This is a genomic window from Candidatus Methylobacter oryzae (assembly GCF_003994235.2).
GTDB classification, from domain to species: domain Bacteria; phylum Pseudomonadota; class Gammaproteobacteria; order Methylococcales; family Methylomonadaceae; genus Methylobacter_A; species Methylobacter_A oryzae.
Genome location: NZ_RYFG02000009.1, coordinates 124,459 through 139,820 on the forward strand (window position 1 = coordinate 124,459; position 15,362 = coordinate 139,820).

General features: G+C 46.4%; 14 protein-coding genes. 7 read left to right on the forward strand and 7 right to left on the reverse strand.

The window, feature by feature from the left end; translation table 11 throughout:
* Window positions 1-19: 19 nt before the first annotated feature.
* From cysN to cysD, 3 genes are read right to left on the reverse strand one after another with little or no spacing between them, the layout of a single operon-like run.
* Window positions 20-1,645, reverse strand: coding sequence for a sulfate adenylyltransferase subunit CysN (cysN, locus tag EKO24_RS01555; protein ID WP_127027337.1), 1,626 nt, complete (start codon window positions 1,643-1,645; stop codon window positions 20-22).
* A gap of 3 nt (window positions 1,646-1,648) precedes the next feature.
* Window positions 1,649-2,020 carry a four helix bundle protein gene (locus tag EKO24_RS01560; RefSeq protein ID WP_241674358.1) on the reverse strand — a complete coding sequence of 124 codons (372 nt, stop codon included), beginning with the start codon at window positions 2,018-2,020 and terminating at the stop codon, window positions 1,649-1,651.
* A gap of 52 nt (window positions 2,021-2,072) precedes the next feature.
* Window positions 2,073-2,981, reverse strand: coding sequence for a sulfate adenylyltransferase subunit CysD (cysD, locus tag EKO24_RS01565; RefSeq protein ID WP_127027336.1), 909 nt, complete (start codon window positions 2,979-2,981; stop codon window positions 2,073-2,075).
* 241 nt (window positions 2,982-3,222) lie between these two features.
* Between cysD and EKO24_RS01570 the strand changes: the two genes are divergently transcribed.
* Together EKO24_RS01570 and bamE are read left to right on the forward strand one after the other, a co-directional pair.
* The gene (locus tag EKO24_RS01570; protein WP_161990545.1) at window positions 3,223-5,757 is read left to right on the forward strand and encodes an EAL domain-containing protein; all 2,535 of its coding nucleotides are present in this window, start codon (window positions 3,223-3,225) and stop codon (window positions 5,755-5,757) included.
* A gap of 37 nt (window positions 5,758-5,794) precedes the next feature.
* Window positions 5,795-6,148, forward strand: a complete 354-nt coding sequence (gene bamE / locus EKO24_RS01575; RefSeq protein WP_127027334.1) for an outer membrane protein assembly factor BamE domain-containing protein — start codon at window positions 5,795-5,797, stop codon at window positions 6,146-6,148.
* An 82-nt stretch (window positions 6,149-6,230) separates the two neighbouring features.
* On the opposite strand, the gene EKO24_RS01580 is transcribed toward bamE, so the two are convergent.
* Window positions 6,231-7,829, reverse strand: coding sequence for an NAD(P)/FAD-dependent oxidoreductase (locus tag EKO24_RS01580; RefSeq protein WP_127027333.1), 1,599 nt, complete (start codon window positions 7,827-7,829; stop codon window positions 6,231-6,233).
* Window positions 7,830-7,971: 142 nt separating this feature from the next.
* On the opposite strand from EKO24_RS01580, the gene EKO24_RS01585 reads away from it, so the two are divergent.
* Window positions 7,972-8,187, forward strand: coding sequence for a DUF2905 domain-containing protein (locus EKO24_RS01585; protein WP_127027332.1), 216 nt, complete (start codon window positions 7,972-7,974; stop codon window positions 8,185-8,187).
* A gap of 110 nt (window positions 8,188-8,297) precedes the next feature.
* Entirely contained in the window at window positions 8,298-8,687 is a 390-nt protein-coding gene (locus EKO24_RS01590; protein ID WP_127027331.1) for a response regulator, read from the forward strand.
* A gap of 67 nt (window positions 8,688-8,754) precedes the next feature.
* Here EKO24_RS01590 and EKO24_RS01595 read toward each other — a convergent pair whose 3' ends face one another.
* The gene (locus EKO24_RS01595) at window positions 8,755-10,089 is read right to left on the reverse strand and encodes a DEAD/DEAH box helicase (protein ID WP_127027330.1); all 1,335 of its coding nucleotides are present in this window, start codon (window positions 10,087-10,089) and stop codon (window positions 8,755-8,757) included.
* A gap of 179 nt (window positions 10,090-10,268) precedes the next feature.
* Here EKO24_RS01595 and EKO24_RS01600 point away from each other — a divergent pair, with 179 nt between their 5' ends.
* The gene (locus tag EKO24_RS01600; protein WP_127027329.1) at window positions 10,269-10,958 is read left to right on the forward strand and encodes a rhomboid family intramembrane serine protease; all 690 of its coding nucleotides are present in this window, start codon (window positions 10,269-10,271) and stop codon (window positions 10,956-10,958) included.
* A gap of 119 nt (window positions 10,959-11,077) precedes the next feature.
* Complete coding sequence (locus tag EKO24_RS01605) at window positions 11,078-11,404, forward strand: hypothetical protein (protein WP_127027328.1); 327 nt, start codon at window positions 11,078-11,080, stop codon at window positions 11,402-11,404.
* Window positions 11,405-11,476: 72 nt separating this feature from the next.
* On the opposite strand, the gene EKO24_RS01610 is transcribed toward EKO24_RS01605, so the two are convergent.
* Complete coding sequence (locus EKO24_RS01610) at window positions 11,477-12,241, reverse strand: ceramidase domain-containing protein (protein ID WP_127027327.1); 765 nt, start codon at window positions 12,239-12,241, stop codon at window positions 11,477-11,479.
* A gap of 660 nt (window positions 12,242-12,901) precedes the next feature.
* Between EKO24_RS01610 and EKO24_RS01615 the strand changes: the two genes are divergently transcribed.
* Window positions 12,902-13,522, forward strand: a complete 621-nt coding sequence (locus EKO24_RS01615) for a MarC family protein (RefSeq protein WP_127027326.1) — start codon at window positions 12,902-12,904, stop codon at window positions 13,520-13,522.
* Between the two features lie 169 nt (window positions 13,523-13,691).
* Here the strand turns inward: EKO24_RS01615 and EKO24_RS01620 are convergent, their stop codons facing one another.
* Window positions 13,692-15,287, reverse strand: a complete 1,596-nt coding sequence (locus tag EKO24_RS01620) for a cation:proton antiporter domain-containing protein (RefSeq protein ID WP_127027325.1) — start codon at window positions 15,285-15,287, stop codon at window positions 13,692-13,694.
* Between the last annotated feature and the right edge of the window lie 75 nt (window positions 15,288-15,362).

Consider the following 15,362-nt stretch of genomic DNA (forward strand, 5'->3'; position numbering starts at 1 on the left):
GCGGTTATCGGTTTTGGCGTTAATGAATAATTTTCTGATCCTTTAATGCGCAGTAAATATCGTCCAGAGTCTTAGTGGCGCAATCGAAACCGATGTCGGCTTGGCCGGCATCGTAATTGACGCACAAGCACAGCAGGCCGGCATTTTTGATTGCGGTTATTAGTGAACTATCCGGGGTTTCCAAGACTGTCGAGGCATGGCCGTTATCGAACAGTTTTCTTTCCAATTGGTACGCGAACTCCCGGGCGGCTGCGCCATTCAAAGCAATTGCTGTCGCGGTTTGGCTAAAGCGGGCTGCGCGCTCTTCGGGGCTGACCGGCCGCAATATTTCGTCATCGGTGCTGCCGGTGATCATGCCGGCGCCGACGGTGCCGTTGGTCAGCCGGTCGATGACAATGAACGAGCCTGTGCCTTTATGGGCTTTGTAAGGATCGAAAACCACCGGCGCGTTGACTGAAACCGTGCATAAGCCGATTTCATTTAATTGCAGTTCGCCGGCGTCGTGATGTTCGAGTGTGTTGACGTCGATACGATGATGGATCATCGAGACGGAGCCCGGCACGCTACGCGTAGCCAGCTTGATCACATATTGACGGCCGGGCGCGAGCGCATTTTCGGCCATCCAGACGATAGTGGCTTTGAATTTGTCGGCGACGGTTGTCGGCGATTGGTCGGCGCCGACAATCATGTCGCCGCGGCTGATGTCGATTTCGTCTTCCAGCGTCAAGGTCACGGCCATAGGCGAAAATGCCTGTTCCAGCTCGCCGTCGTAGGTCACAATCGATTTGATTTTGCTGCTTTTGCCGGAGGGCAGCGCGGTGATAAGGTCGCCTTTTTTAAACACGCCGGATGCGACCGTGCCGCAGAAGCCGCGGAAATCCAGGTTAGGGCGATTAACGAATTGCACCGGGAAGCGGGCGTCGCTGAAATTGCGGTCGTTGGCGATTTCTATCGTATTCAGCGCTTCCATCAGCGGCTTGCCGGTAAACCACGGCATGTTCGGACTGGGGTTGACCACATTGTCGCCGTCCAGCGCCGACATCGGGATAAATAGGATATCGTGCAGGTTCAGCGATTTAGTGAAATCCAGGTAATCCTGTTTGATTTTGTTGAACGTCGCTTCGCTGTAATCGACCAGGTCCATTTTGTTGACCGCGACGATGATGTGCTGGATGCCCAACAGCGATGCAATAAAGCTGTGGCGCTTGGTCTGGGTTTGCACGCCGTAGCGGGCGTCGATCAGGATGATCGCCAAGTCGCAGGTCGAGGCGCCGGTCGCCATGTTGCGGGTGTACTGCTCGTGTCCCGGGGTGTCGGCGATGATGAATTTGCGCGTCGAAGTGGAAAAATAGCGGTAGGCGACGTCGATAGTGATGCCTTGTTCGCGTTCGGCCTGCAAACCGTCGACCAATAACGCCAAGTCGATTTTGCCGGCGCCGGTGGTGCCCGATTTGGCGCTGTCGGCCTGGACCGCGGCCAGTTGATCTTCGTAGATCATTTTGGAGTCGTGCAGCAGGCGGCCGATCAGCGTGCTTTTGCCGTCGTCGACGTTGCCGCAGGTTAAAAAGCGCAATAATTCCTTGCGTTCGTGTTGCGCTAAATACGCGTTGATGTCGGTACTGATTAAATCGGATTGGTGGGACATGAGTTAGGTAAAAGATAAAAGGGTCAAGGTAAAAGGTTTGTAATGTATGCGGGCTTTGATTAAGCCTGATAGCATCTTCGATATTTCTTGGGCTTCTTGTATCCAGTTTAATCCGGCTTGTTTATGGATATAGCCAATTTCCATGCCGATATAAATCTGGGTGCGTAGCTCGCCCGCGGAACCTTTAGCGTAATAGAAAAATTTAGTTGCATCTTTGTTTGTATTTCGTTCATAACCTTCGGCAATATTGCTGGGTATAGATAATGCACTACGGGTAATTTGGTCTTTAAAACCGGAGTCCCGGCATTCTTTAAAGGGTTTTATAAATTTCCACGCACAATCTACATGCGCGTTTCCATACGTCCAAATCTTCAAATCGCATAACGTTCCATCCTTGAACCTTGCTCCTTGGACCTTTTACCTGCTTTTAAAAATACCCTTCACGCTTTTTCTGCTCCATCGATCCGGCTTGGTCGTGGTCTATCAGCCGGCCTTGGCGCTCTGAAGTAGTCGTCAACAACATTTCCTGGATGATTTCCGGCAGCGTCGTCGCGGTCGATTCGACGGCACCGGTCAACGGGTAACAGCCCAGTGTGCGGAACCTGACCATTTTCATTTCGACTTTTTCGTCCGGGAGTATCGGCATGCGCTCGTCGTCGACCATGATCAACATGCCGTCGCGGTTAACGACAGGACGTTCTTTAGCAAAATACAACGGTACGATCGGAATGTTTTCCAGATGGATATATTGCCAGATGTCCAGCTCGGTCCAGTTCGATAGCGGGAATACGCGGATGCTTTCGCCTTTGTCGATTTTGCCGTTATAAATGTTCCACAATTCGGGGCGTTGGTTTTTCGGGTCCCAACGGTGGTTTTTGTCGCGGAACGAATAAACCCGTTCCTTGGCGCGCGACTTTTCTTCGTCGCGGCGTGCGCCGCCGAAGGCCGCGTCGAATTGATATTTGTCCAGCGCTTGTTTCAGCGCGTCGGTTTTCATTACGTCGGTATGCTTTTTACTGCCGTGCGTAAAAGGGCCTATGCCTTGTTCTACGCCTTCGGGGTTGATGTGAACCAGTAATTCGAGCCCCAGCTTTTTGACCATTTGATCGCGGAACTCGATCATTTCCTTGAATTTCCAGGTGGTATCCACATGCAGCAGCGAGAAAGGCGGCTTGCCGGGATAAAAGGCTTTCATCGTCAAATGCAACATCACGGCGGAGTCTTTGCCGATTGAATACAACATTACCGGACGTTCAAACTCGGCCGCAACTTCGCGAATGATATGAATACTTTCAGCTTCCAGCTGTTTAAGGTGGGTCAGTTTATAGTCAGTCATTAAAAGTCCGTCTGGTTGGGGATTGCGCCACATTTATTTGAATGCGCTCATAAAATAAGTCGGTTATTTTAATTTGAACGGGCTTTTATTGCCAGATTTGCTTCGGATTTATTGAGAATCGGAAGCATTGCGGCATAAACACGAAATTTGGAAAAGTGTATGAGAGGAGCGACGCCGGGTTTTTGTTAATTGCGTGTTGATGATATTATCGTCCGGTTTACCCGCACATACACTAGAATTCATGAGCAATTTCGATTTTAACGCCATTTCGATAAAAGATATTACCCAGACCCGGTTGCTGACGTGCTCACCCGATGAAACGATGCATGAGGCGGCGGTTAAAATGGTGGAGCGAAATTGCAGCGCTATCCTAATCACGGTCAATGATCAAATTATCGGTATCTGGACGGAACGGGATGTGTTGAAATTGGATTTTTCCTCGTCCGGGGCGCGCTTGAGGCCGGTATCCGAAGGCATGAGCAGCCCGGTTATTTGTATCAACGAAAACATCAGTCTCGAAGAAGTCTCGCTTAAATTCAAAAAAGACGGCGTGCGCCATTATGTCGTCGTTGACGATAAAGGCAAACAGCAAGGCATCATTTCCCAAACCGATGTGATCAACAAACACAATTTTGAGTTTTTCCTGGTCTTAAAAACGGCAGGCAGCGTGTTGAAGCCTATCCCGCCGGTTATCCAGTCGACGCAAACCATGGCGCAAGCCGGCAAGTTGATGCATTCGTCGCATTCGGATGCTATCAGGGTCGAGTTTCCCGATGAGTCGATCGGCATTTTGACCGAGCGGGACATGGTTAAGGCGCTGGCTTCTGTGATGCTGAATCCTCTGGTTGCCGATTACGCCAGTCCTAATATTATTACTGTTAACGAGCACGAGAGCCTGTATCAAGCCAAAAAAATTATGCTTAAGCACGGTTTCCGGCATCTTGGCATCACCGACAATAAGAACAATTTGCTTGGCATCATTAACCTGAGCGACATCTTGGCCGGATTCCGCAGCACTTATGTCGAAGAGCTTAAAGAATCGTTGGCGCATAGGGACGCATTGTTAAAGGATTCGCTGAAGAGCCTGGGATTGGCTAAAAAGATTATCGATAATACCCAGGAAGGCGTCATCACCACTGACAAATATGTCGTCATCCAGACCTGTAACACCGGGTTCACTAGGATTACCGGTTACACGGAAGCGGAAGTGATCGGTAAAACCCCGGCGATTATCAGTTCGGGCCGGCACGACAAAAAGTTCTACCAAGCGATGTGGGACAAAATCAATAAACATGGTTTCTGGCAGGGCGAAATCTGGAACCGGCGTAAAAACGGCGAGGTTTATCCCGAATTGTTAACCATCACTGAAATTCGCGATGACGAAACGGATCAGATAAGCAATTACGCGGCTATTTTTAGCGATATTAGCCAGTTAAAAAGTGATGAGGAAGAAATTAAGCGTTTGGCTTTTTATGATCCCTTAACTGAACTTCCTAATCGCCGTTTGTTAATCGATCGCTTGGTTCAAGAGCAGGCGGTTACCGTAAGATCGGGAAAGAACGGGGCGCTTTTTTTTATCGATCTTGATCATTTCAAGAATATTAATGAAACCCTTGGACATTCGGTTGGGGATAGGGTTCTTGTCGAAGTCGCTTATCGGTTAAAAATATGCGTCAGGGACTGCGATACAGTCGCCCGTATTAGCAGCGATGAGTTTGTTGTCATTTTAACTGAATTGAGTGAGCAGATAGAGCCGGCGTGCAATGAGGCCCGGCATATTGCGGAAAAGTTGCAGCATTCGATTTGCCAAGTTTATTCGGTAATGAACCATAAACTGTATATTTCTTCCAGTATCGGTATTGCGATGTTTCCCGAGCAATTCGGCATGCCGGACGATTTGCTTAAACAGGCCGGTACCGCCATGTATCGTGCAAAAGAAAGCGGCCGCAACATGCTGCAATTCTTCGAGCACAGTATGCAGGAAGCGGTTATGGAGAGGATGCTGATCGAAAAGGAGCTGAGGCTGGCTCTGGATGAAAACCAGCTGTCTTTATATTATCAGCCGCAGGTTGATTATCACGGCAATCTTATAGGGGCCGAAGCCCTTGTTCGCTGGAATCACCCAAAAAAAGGTTTTATTCCGCCCGACAAGTTTATTCCAATCGCGGAAGAGTGCGGATTGATTCAAGCGTTGGGTACTTGGGTGCTTGAGCGGTCTTTTATTCATCTTAGGCAGTGGGATAAACGGCAAGTGCATCTGCCTCATTTAGCAATAAACATTAGCCCGAGACAATTCTATCATCCTGACTTTATGGGCATACTTGGCAAATTCGTTAAGCAATACCAGATCAGTCCGTCAAGAATCATGCTGGAGTTTACTGAAGGTTTATTGATGAACGATGTCGATGCCGCTATTGATAAGATCAAGCAGTTGAAAAAATTAGGTTATACCTTTTCAATAGACGATTTCGGTACCGGATATTCGTCGTTGAGCTACTTAAAACATTTGCCGGTAGATCAGCTAAAAATCGATAAATCTTTTGTTGAGGATATTACTAAAAATGAAGACGACGCTGTTTTTGTCGGTACGATTATTGCGATAGCCCAGCATATGAATTTGGGCGTCGTTGCGGAAGGCGTTGAATTGAAAATGGAACTGGATTTTTTAAAGCAAAATGGATGTTTTTGCTATCAGGGCTATTATTTCAGCAAGCCATTGCCTGAGGAGCAATTTTTCGAGCAGTGGTTAAAAAAGGCGAATCAGTGTTTCAATTAAATTTTATAAAACTTTTAATTTAGAGTGCGAGTAAAAAATGAAAAGTGAATTTTTTTGTTCGGCGTATTTTGCCGGGTTGCTACGGAAAATAGTTTGCGGCCTGGGTGTAACGATATTTCTGTTGAATTCAGGATGCGCTACGGTGGGGCATGAGTTTCCGACAGGCCAGGTATCAAGCATCAAAATAGGCGAAACGACCCAGAACGATGTCTATACCACATTCGGGAATCCGTGGCGGACCGGGCTTGATAACGGTATGAAAACCTGGACTTATGGTAGCTACTATTACACGCTGTTTGGCGATGGCAGTAGTGAGGATTTAGTGATTAAATTTGATAAACGGGGCGTTGTTGCGTCTTTTGTCTTTAACACTTCAAAACGCTCGAAATAAGTCCGGGAATGAGTTGGCTTCTATTGCAGGAGCGGCTCTATTGAGGCCGTTCCCGCATGTTTTTCGGCAAATACGTGGCCGCTTATTTGCTCATATCCAAAGCTAATGCTTCAGCAACTTTAATGCCATCTACTGCCGCCGAAAGAATTCCCCCGGCGTATCCGGCACCTTCTCCTGCCGGATAAAGCCCTTTGATATTCATGCTTTGGTAAAGCTCGTCGCGTTTGATGCGGATAGGTGACGAGGTGCGGGTTTCAACGCCGGTCAATACCGCATCGTTCATCGCAAAACCTTTGATTTTCTTGTCGAAAGCCGGAATGGCTTCGCGTATCGCGGTGATCGCGTATTCCGGTAAAGCTGTGCTGAGGTCGCATAAATGCACGCCCGGCGTATAAGATGGATGCACTGAACCTAGCTCCGTAGACGGGCGCTGGGCCAGGAAGTCGCCAACCAGTTGCCCCGGTGCTTCATAGGTTTCCCCGCCCAGTTTGAATGCGTTCGCTTCCAGGCGGCGCTGGAAATCGATGCCGGCTAGAGGATGTCCAGGATAATCGTCAGGCGTAATGCCGACGACAATGCCGCTGTTGGCGTTGCGCTCGTTGCGCGAGTATTGGCTCATGCCGTTCGTAACGACGTGTCCCGCTTCCGAAGTGGCAGCGACAACCGTGCCGCCGGGGCACATGCAAAAGCTGTACACGGAACGGCCATTGCTGCAGTGATGCACTAGTTTATAATCGGCGGCGCCCAACAAAGGATGCCCGGCATTCTGGCCGAATCGGCAAGTATCGATCAATGATTGCGGGTGTTCTATGCGGAAGCCGACCGAAAAAGGTTTGGCTTCAATATAAACGCCCCGGTCGTACAGCATTTTAAACGTGTCACGGGCGCTATGCCCGACCGCCAACAGCACATGGTTGGTAGGGATGGTTTCGCCGTTGGCGAGCGCCACGCCGCGTACTTGTCCATTGTCGATCTCAATATCGTCAACCCGGCTTTGGAAGCGTATTTCGCCGCCTAACGATTCGATCGTTGCCCGTACTTCTTCAACGACGCTAACCAGTCTGAACGTGCCGATATGAGGTTTGCTGACATAGAGAATTTCGGCTGGCGCTCCGGCTTTGACAAGCTCCGTTAAAACTTTGCGGCCGTAATGGTTGGGATCTTTGATTTGGGTATGAAGCTTGCCGTCGGAAAAAGTACCGGCGCCGCCTTCGCCGAATTGTACGTTGGATTCCGGATTAAACACGCGTTGGCGCCAAAGCCCGAACGTATCTTTGGTGCGTTCGCGCACTTGTTTGCCTCGTTCCAGAATAATCGGGCGAAAGCCCATCTGTGCCAGGATTAAGCCGGCAAACAGCCCGCAAGGTCCGGTGCCGATGACTACAGGACGCTGAACCGGATGCTCCGGTGCTTGAGTGACAAAGCGATAATTGTTGTCCGGCGTTAAAGAAATGTGCGGGTCGTTTTTTAAACGATTAAGAATCGCCCATTCATTAGCGGATTCAACGTCAACAGTGTAGACAAGCAGGATGGCGTTTTTCTTGCGCGCATCGTAGCCGCGCCGAAAGATTGTGTAGGAGATGAGTTCTGCTGGACTAATGCCAAGCCGCTCAAATATCGCGGTTTTAAGCATGTTTTCCGGGTGATCGAGCGGGAGTTTAAGTTCAGTGATTCTCAACATGTAGTTTATTCCGATAGGTTACAGAACGGGCTGTTTTGCTGGAAGGGGTGTAGGAAAATGCTTATTATTTTACCTGAATGAGTTCTTTCTTGTTAGCGAGACACAAGATTGTGACTTAAACATCGATAGTGAGGGCTACAAAATGACACTCGGAAAGTTATTGGCAGCAATTGGCGTAATTTTTGTCATTATTGGGCTTATTGTCAGTTACGCGCCTTGGCTGATTAATTGGTTTGGTAAGTTACCCGGTGATATTCGCATTGAAAATGAACATCGGTTTATATTTATCCCGATCACATCAATGCTTATTGTCAGCATTATTTTAACGCTAATTGTGAACCTCTTTTTTCGTAAATAGTGAACTGGTTAACATTATTTTTACATTCTATTTGTCGGGCATCTTGAGTTCTTGTAGAATGTGCCAATTAAGTACTGCAGTCCTGATAATAAGTGTAATTTGGAACAATAATGGAAATATCACAAGAATTACTCCAGAAAAAAATTCTGATTGTAGATGATGCAGCTTCAATGCGGACATTAACAAAAGCTATTCTGCGCGAAGCAGGGTTTACCCATGTTTTTGATGCGCCGGGTGGGGAAGAAGCATTGTTAATGATGAGAAAAGTAAAAATTAATATCGTGGTATGCGATTGGAATATGCCGGGAATGAGCGGACTGGACTTGTTTAAGGCTGTGAAAAACGACGCTAAGTTAGAAGCTCCACCTTGGATAATGCTGACATCTTCATCTGAAGGGGATAAGGTCAAGGAAGCCATTACTGCAGGAATAACGTCCTATATTGTTAAACCTTTTAAACCGGATAACTTGATTAAACAGGTTATAAGCAAACTTTCCTGATTTGCTAAGTCAACTGATAAATAAAAAAAGCCCCATTTGCAACGTTTGATTGCGAATGGGGCTTTTTTTATGCCTGACTGATTTCTATGTTGGGCTTGACCGTGGGTACGCGCCGTTTACCGATATTTTTTTTGTCCCTATGGCGAATTTTAACTTTTTCGACGGTTGCTTTTTTAGGTTCCGTTTTCTTTTTGCCGCCGGTCGATTTTCCCGATGCTTTAAGCTTTTTCGGGCCTTTGTATTTTCCTTCCAATTTCTTGATATTGCGATGTTTAAACTTCTGTTTCAAAAAACGTTCGATGCCGGACATTAAGTTCCATTCGGTATGTTTTACCAAAGCAATCGCCAGGCCCAGTTCATCGACGCGGCCTGTCCGGCCGATGCGGTGAATATAATTGATACCGTTTCTCGGCACATCGAAATTAATGACCAGATTGATACCTTTGATATCCAGGCCGCGAGCGGCGAGATCGGTAGCAATCATAATGTTGATTGCCCCTTCGCGGAATAATTGCATCATTCGGTTGCGATCTTTTTGATCCATTTCGCCATGCAGAACGCCAACGCGAAGTTTTTGTCCGCGAAGCGGTCCGCGAAGAGCGTCCGCCTGAATTCTGCTGTTGGTAAAGACTAACGCTTTATCGTAAGTTTCATTTTGTAACAGCCAAGCTAATAACTTTTGTTTATGGTCATTATCGTCGGCCAGCACAATTTGCTGCTCGATATTGCGGTGCCCGTCATGCAATGTGTTCAAGGCAATGACTTCATGATTTTTCAATAGCTTGTCGGCCATTTTGATGACGCCGAAATGCGTCAGCGTGGCTGAAAACAGCAGTGTTTGCCGTTGTTCGTTACAGCTATTGGCGATAGTCAGTACGTCTTCGCTAAAGCCCATATCCAACATACGGTCGGCTTCATCAAGTATTAACACTTCCAGGTTGGTAAAATTCGGTATTTCCTGATCCATCAGCTCCAATACCCTGCCCGGGGTTGCAATAACAATTTCAGTGTTGTTGCGGAGCATATTTTGCTGGAGCCTAAAATCATCGCCACCGGTAATCAGGCCCGTTCTCAGACCAGTGGATTCGGCCAATTGTTGGCATTGCTTAAAGATCTGCTGAGCCAGTTCTCGGGTAGGAGCCAGTATTAATGCGCGCACACCGGCTTTTCTTGAAGGTATGGCTAACAAGTTGTGCAATGTAGGCAGCAAAAACGCTCCCGTTTTTCCGCTGCCGGTTTCGGCGCTGACTAACAGGTCTTTGTGTTCCAGAGCAAAGGGGATAGATTGAGATTGTACGGGCGTAGGCAGTTCAAAACCGAGCTTTTTAACTGCCGATAGCAGTTGTTCGTCTAGGGACAGGTCTGAAAATGAAGGAACTTTTTCTATTGGATTAGGATGCATGAAGTCTTTAAGAGAGGTTGTAGCGTAAGGAGTAATAAGCGATTTGCTTACGCATTATAAACTTTTTGCAATTAAGATCATGATTAAATAACTATTCGTTGCAAATCGTTTTTTTAACTTTTAAGCTAGGTTAAACATTAGGGATAACTCTTTTGAGTCGACAATATCAGGAATAAATCATGATACCAATTAGAGATACAGCCCCCTGTCATTCAACGCCCATAGTAACCTGGGGAATAATGGCAATTTGCATAATTGTTTTTGTGTCGATGCAATTGATGCCCGATCCGTTAAGTTACCGGCTCATCAATCTTTACGGCATGGTGCCGATCCGTTACACAAACCCCTATTACGGGTTGCCTTTCGATGGCTATTTGTCCTTCTTGACCAGCCTGTTCCTACACGGGAACTGGCTGCACCTTATTATGAATATGTGGTTTTTATGGATTTTTGGCGATAATGTTGAAGATAGGATGGGGCGATTGCCTTTTTTGATTTTTTACTTAATCTGCGGATTATTGGCTACTTTTTTACAATGGTTTTTCGATCCAACCCTTACCATACCTGTTGTTGGGGCATCGGGTGCTATAGCCGGCGTATTGGCCGCTTATTTTTTTCTATATCCGCTTGAGCGGGTTGTGGTCTGGGTTCCGATACTGTTTTTACCGATAGTGATTCATATTCCGGCGATTGCTTTTTTAGGATTGTGGGTGCTGATTCAATTATATAGCGCTACAACGGCGATGATATTTGGCGGGGTTGCTGTTGACGTGGCGTGGTGGGCTCATTTGGGTGGTTTTATTGCCGGTTCTTTCTTATATCGACTATTTGTCCGTAAAGATTCGGCCGAAAAAAATGAATTATTTTGACATTGTTAAGGTATAATTTGCCGCTTCAAGACTGGTGTTTTTGACAACACTCTAGGGTCAGGAGTCGTCTTTCTGGCTAAAAATACTTCTTTAAGTTCAATCAGGAAATTGAAAGTAATATGAAAAAAGTTAACGTTGCGTTAGTCAGGCTACTTCAGTTTGTAGTTTTTGTAGTCTCCGTATTTATGGTAATCGTCTATTTCGGAGCCATGGTTTTATTGCCTCTGGATGCTGTTGTATTGTTGATAAAATTGATGGGAGTTGTTGGCCTGAACGGTTTTATTGCAGCCTTTATCGCAATTCCTGCGGTTGGATATTTAGGTTTAATGGTTTACAAAACACCAGGACTTTGCAAAATGATAGTTGATGCAGGCGTCGACTTGATCAAAACCAGCAAAACCAGAATTGAAGCATTTAACGAAATTGCTGACGCAGTAAAAGCTTAATTTTTTCGTAAAATCGGATTCAAAAAAGGTGTGTCGGTTTCGACGCACCTTTTTTTATGCCCGTGTACTTCCTTAGTCTTTTTTGGTCGTTGTGCGTTCCTGTAATGCCCAATAAAAGATTAACGCTGCGAACGCAACCGTTAAATGTTTTAGCGAGTGTCCGCTAAAGCCTGCAATGTTATAAATTTGGATGTCGAGCAACTCCATCAGTTTTGCTAAAGCATAAATGCCGAGTACGCCCCAAATAGACTTATCGTTATCCAATTTCGAGTCAAACAGTCGCAAAATCAGCGGTATCAGCAAAACCGGTAAAAATTGCACCAGCCCGTAAGCGCGCAAGTCACCGTGACCGTTCAGTTCCGTTATTTGCCAATAAACGACTGATGTAATGCCCAATATCAGTAACGGGACGAATAGTTTTCGTGCCAGTTGAGTCGAGATATATTCGCCAATAATAACAGCGAACAAAGCCATGAAGATTATCGTCATCGGCAGGCGATCCCAAAAGAGGGTTTGATTGTCGGGTTGATAATGGTAATACGCGGAGCCAAGGCCGCTTAAAAATACCCCAATAAAAAACGCCAGATACATCGTCTTCAATTCGGCTAAGCCTCCGCGCGCCTGGCCGGAAGCAACCAGCCGGATTCCGATAATGCCGGCAATGACAAGCGGCAAGTTAGTCAGCACATTGAAGAAGTTGTCTATGTTAAAGATTCGGCGTTGGTCGGCAAAGTCATGATAAGCTGGATTTTGGGCAATCGGATCGACGTTAAAAACAGCGATTATGGCGGCAACAATTACGGCCAACATAATTCTCAGGCGATTATCGGTAGGCATAAGCTTAGTCCTCAATTAAAGGCAATAAAACGCAGACAGTTACGGATTGATTTGGGTAATTTGATAAGGGCAATATGTGCATGCATGTTGCCGCCGTTTATTTTCGATGTTGGATAATAGCTTCAAATGACTTGTGGTATATTCTTAATAAATTCGTACCGGTTGTTTAAAGAAGTGCTGATTAGATTCTTCGACAGGTTCGGGGTGAATGGTAAGCTTTTGATTCTATTTGTTAAATAATGAATGGAATCAACTTGCTCAGCGCTTCCCTAAAAGAAATTATAAACAATTCATTTTAAGGTGATAAAACATGTCTGCAATCATTTATATTTCAACAGTAATCTTTGTCGCTTATGTCGTCTATGCCGTAGTCACTGATAAATAAGGATAAAGGTTTATAATCGTTGCCGCGGCACTATTATATGGGGTCAAATTATAAGCAGCGGGCAAAAAATCCTGTTTGCATTGATGTTTGTCCTGCCTGGCAAAAATAAGCAATTGTATAAGTTGCTTCTTTCCCAAAAACAGCTTGAATCGATAATGCAATAAAACAAACATATATAACTGCTGCGAAAAATGGACTATACCATGACGCGATTGTAAGTAATCGGGGGGCATTTTATATTCGGACGTAGATATTAAGGCAATAAAGGAGGGCATGTGATTAATAAGATAATCTACGACGCAATCGTGATTTGGGTCACTATCGAACCGATTGGAAGCGTTGCGCTTTTTGCGGCGCTTACTGCCGGGCTTTCGTCAAAAGAACGCAGAAGAACTGCAATAATGGCGACGGTTTATTCGGCTATCATCTTGCTCTGCGCAATCGTTGTCGGGCAAATCATCCTTACGGCGATGGGTATTAGGCTTGTTTCATTGCAAATCGCCGGCGGCATTATTCTGTTTCTGTTCGGCCTCCAAATGGTTTTCGGCCGGATGGCGGCTACCTTCAGTCAGCCTGAGGCTGGACATGATATTGCGGTGTTTCCGTTGGCAATACCTTCCATTGTGGGGCCGGAGACTATCATGGTTGTAATTTTGCTCACTGATAACCATCTTCACTCCATTGCCGCACAGGCGATAACCGCTGCTGTAATGCTTTGCATTCTGGCGGTTACCTGCGTATTAATGCTTCTCTCAGAGCATCTATTGCGCATTATCGGGACGAATGGAGCGGCGATATTGGAGCGTATTATGGGAATAATTCTTGCCGCGCTGTCGGTAAATTTAATTATCGATGCGCTTGCCGGCGTTGCTCAATGGGCTATTCCCAAAGCCTAATTGCATATTGATGAAGCACAGGTGCTGGGCGTACTGCTTATATGGGTTCCGTCAAACATTTCACGGGTGATTAACTGCCGGTAACCCCGCTCCGTAAGCCCAATAATGGGGGTAGATGAAACCTCTTTTCCGTATGAAAAAGACACCTGAAAGGGTGAAAAGAACAGCGCTATTTAATATTTTCCGCTTCCATTGAAGATATTGATTCCAGCTTTAATTCACTCAAGTCAAGCTCATAGGTTGAGTCCAACATATGTTCGGCCAATTGTTTTCCCGCTTCGATGAACGGATGAATTACAAAAGTAGCTCCCAATCGATAAAGCTCGCTTTCCTCATGGCTATGAAAACAGAGCGTACCGATACAGCCGTTGAATTGCAGGTTTTTCAGTTGTTTTATCGATGAAGATCTGGCTTCGAAGCCAGGCATGGTCAGGATAATCCCTTTAACTTTTGCCAACGGTAGTTTTTCCCATAGCTCGGAATCTTCGGCATCGCCGTAAATTACTCTTTTTCCGTCGGCAAGCAAGTTTTGCAACACAGTAGGGTCGGCGTCCAAGCCCAATACGCGAATATTTTGTTGGTTAAAAGAGCGATAGGCGGAAATACCGGTGCGTCCCATGCCTACCACCAACCATTCCGCGCCCCCGATACTGCTGGGTAGTCTGTCCAGATGTTCGACCTTTCTTTCAAAACGCACCAAGGCGGGTTCCAGCAAGGAAAACAAACGGTGGGAAAATCGGTTTAAGGGGGCTGCAACAGCCAAGGAAAGCGCTACCGCCAGACCGATGATAGATTCCCAAACGGGGGGGAGCAGATTTGCCTCGACGACGACATTCGAGGTAATCAACGCAAACTCGCTGTAGGTCGTCAAAGCCAGCGAAGAAACGAAAGCCGTCCGCGCCCGTAACCCGACCAGCAAAAACAACACAAAGAAAAGTATGCCTTGCAATGGCAATAGGGATAGTAGCTCCAACACCTGCAAAAGTTCGTCATAACCCGGCAAATCGGCCAAGCCGATTTGAAGGAAAAATGCAGCTAAAAATGTTTCCTTTAATCCCCACAGTTTATGGGAAAGTTCGTCTATGTTGGTATGTCCGGCCAACATAACCCCCATCAGCAATGCACCGATATCGCTGGAAATGCCGACCTTTACCGCCAACAAGCCACCCGCCAGCGCCAGTGTTACGCCCAATAATAATTTCAACTCATTGTCGCGGCTGGCGCTAAGCAAGCGATACGCTAAAGGGCGAAGAAAAGGCAATAATAACAGGCACAGCGCCCAGGGTGAGGGTTGTTTGTTATTGGCGACAGCCAGTAGGCCGATGGCAACAATATCTTGTAAAATCAATATGCTCAGAACATCCCGGCCGTACAAGGTGGAAAGTTCGCCGCTATCTTCCAATACCTTTATTGCAAGTATTGTACTGGAGAAAGCCAAACTCACGCCGATTACCAGCCCTCCGGTAATTTGTCCGTTAAAGCCAAAGAAAACCAGTGCCGAAACTGCGGTTACGATAAGCAAGTGCAAGCTGCCGACACTTAGCACTTCACGCCGTAATAGTGAGGACGGTTTTAATTTCAGCCCGACTGTAAACAGCAGCAACTCAATCCCAATATCCGCTAAATGCGTTAGCGTTTCGTTAGCTTCAACGCCGACAATATTCAAAATATACCCGGCCATTAGGTAGCCGACCAATGGCGGTAAATATAATCGGCTGGCGATTAAACCGGCCAGATAAGCAGTCCCAACCCAAAGCAATTCCATAGTAAAACCTGTCCGAATAAGTACAATTATCTATTATGATAACGCGAATTCTGTTTAAAATAGAACGCCTTGACT

What these genes read in the sequence shown, in the direction of transcription:
- cysN (WP_127027337.1), bottom strand. Translation starts at nt 1,645, where the DNA reads ATGTCCCACCAATCCGATTTAATCAGTACCGACATCAACGCGTATTTA.
- cysD (WP_127027336.1), bottom strand. Translation starts at nt 2,981, where the DNA reads ATGACTGACTATAAACTGACCCACCTTAAACAGCTGGAAGCTGAAAGT.
- EKO24_RS01570 (WP_161990545.1), top strand. Translation starts at nt 3,223, where the DNA reads ATGAGCAATTTCGATTTTAACGCCATTTCGATAAAAGATATTACCCAG.
- bamE (WP_127027334.1), top strand. Translation starts at nt 5,795, where the DNA reads ATGAAAAGTGAATTTTTTTGTTCGGCGTATTTTGCCGGGTTGCTACGG.
- EKO24_RS01580 (WP_127027333.1), bottom strand. Translation starts at nt 7,829, where the DNA reads ATGTTGAGAATCACTGAACTTAAACTCCCGCTCGATCACCCGGAAAAC.
- EKO24_RS01585 (WP_127027332.1), top strand. Translation starts at nt 7,972, where the DNA reads ATGACACTCGGAAAGTTATTGGCAGCAATTGGCGTAATTTTTGTCATT.
- EKO24_RS01590 (WP_127027331.1), top strand. Translation starts at nt 8,298, where the DNA reads ATGGAAATATCACAAGAATTACTCCAGAAAAAAATTCTGATTGTAGAT.
- EKO24_RS01595 (WP_127027330.1), bottom strand. Translation starts at nt 10,089, where the DNA reads ATGCATCCTAATCCAATAGAAAAAGTTCCTTCATTTTCAGACCTGTCC.
- EKO24_RS01600 (WP_127027329.1), top strand. Translation starts at nt 10,269, where the DNA reads ATGATACCAATTAGAGATACAGCCCCCTGTCATTCAACGCCCATAGTA.
- EKO24_RS01605 (WP_127027328.1), top strand. Translation starts at nt 11,078, where the DNA reads ATGAAAAAAGTTAACGTTGCGTTAGTCAGGCTACTTCAGTTTGTAGTT.
- EKO24_RS01610 (WP_127027327.1), bottom strand. Translation starts at nt 12,241, where the DNA reads ATGCCTACCGATAATCGCCTGAGAATTATGTTGGCCGTAATTGTTGCC.
- EKO24_RS01620 (WP_127027325.1), bottom strand. Translation starts at nt 15,287, where the DNA reads ATGGAATTGCTTTGGGTTGGGACTGCTTATCTGGCCGGTTTAATCGCC.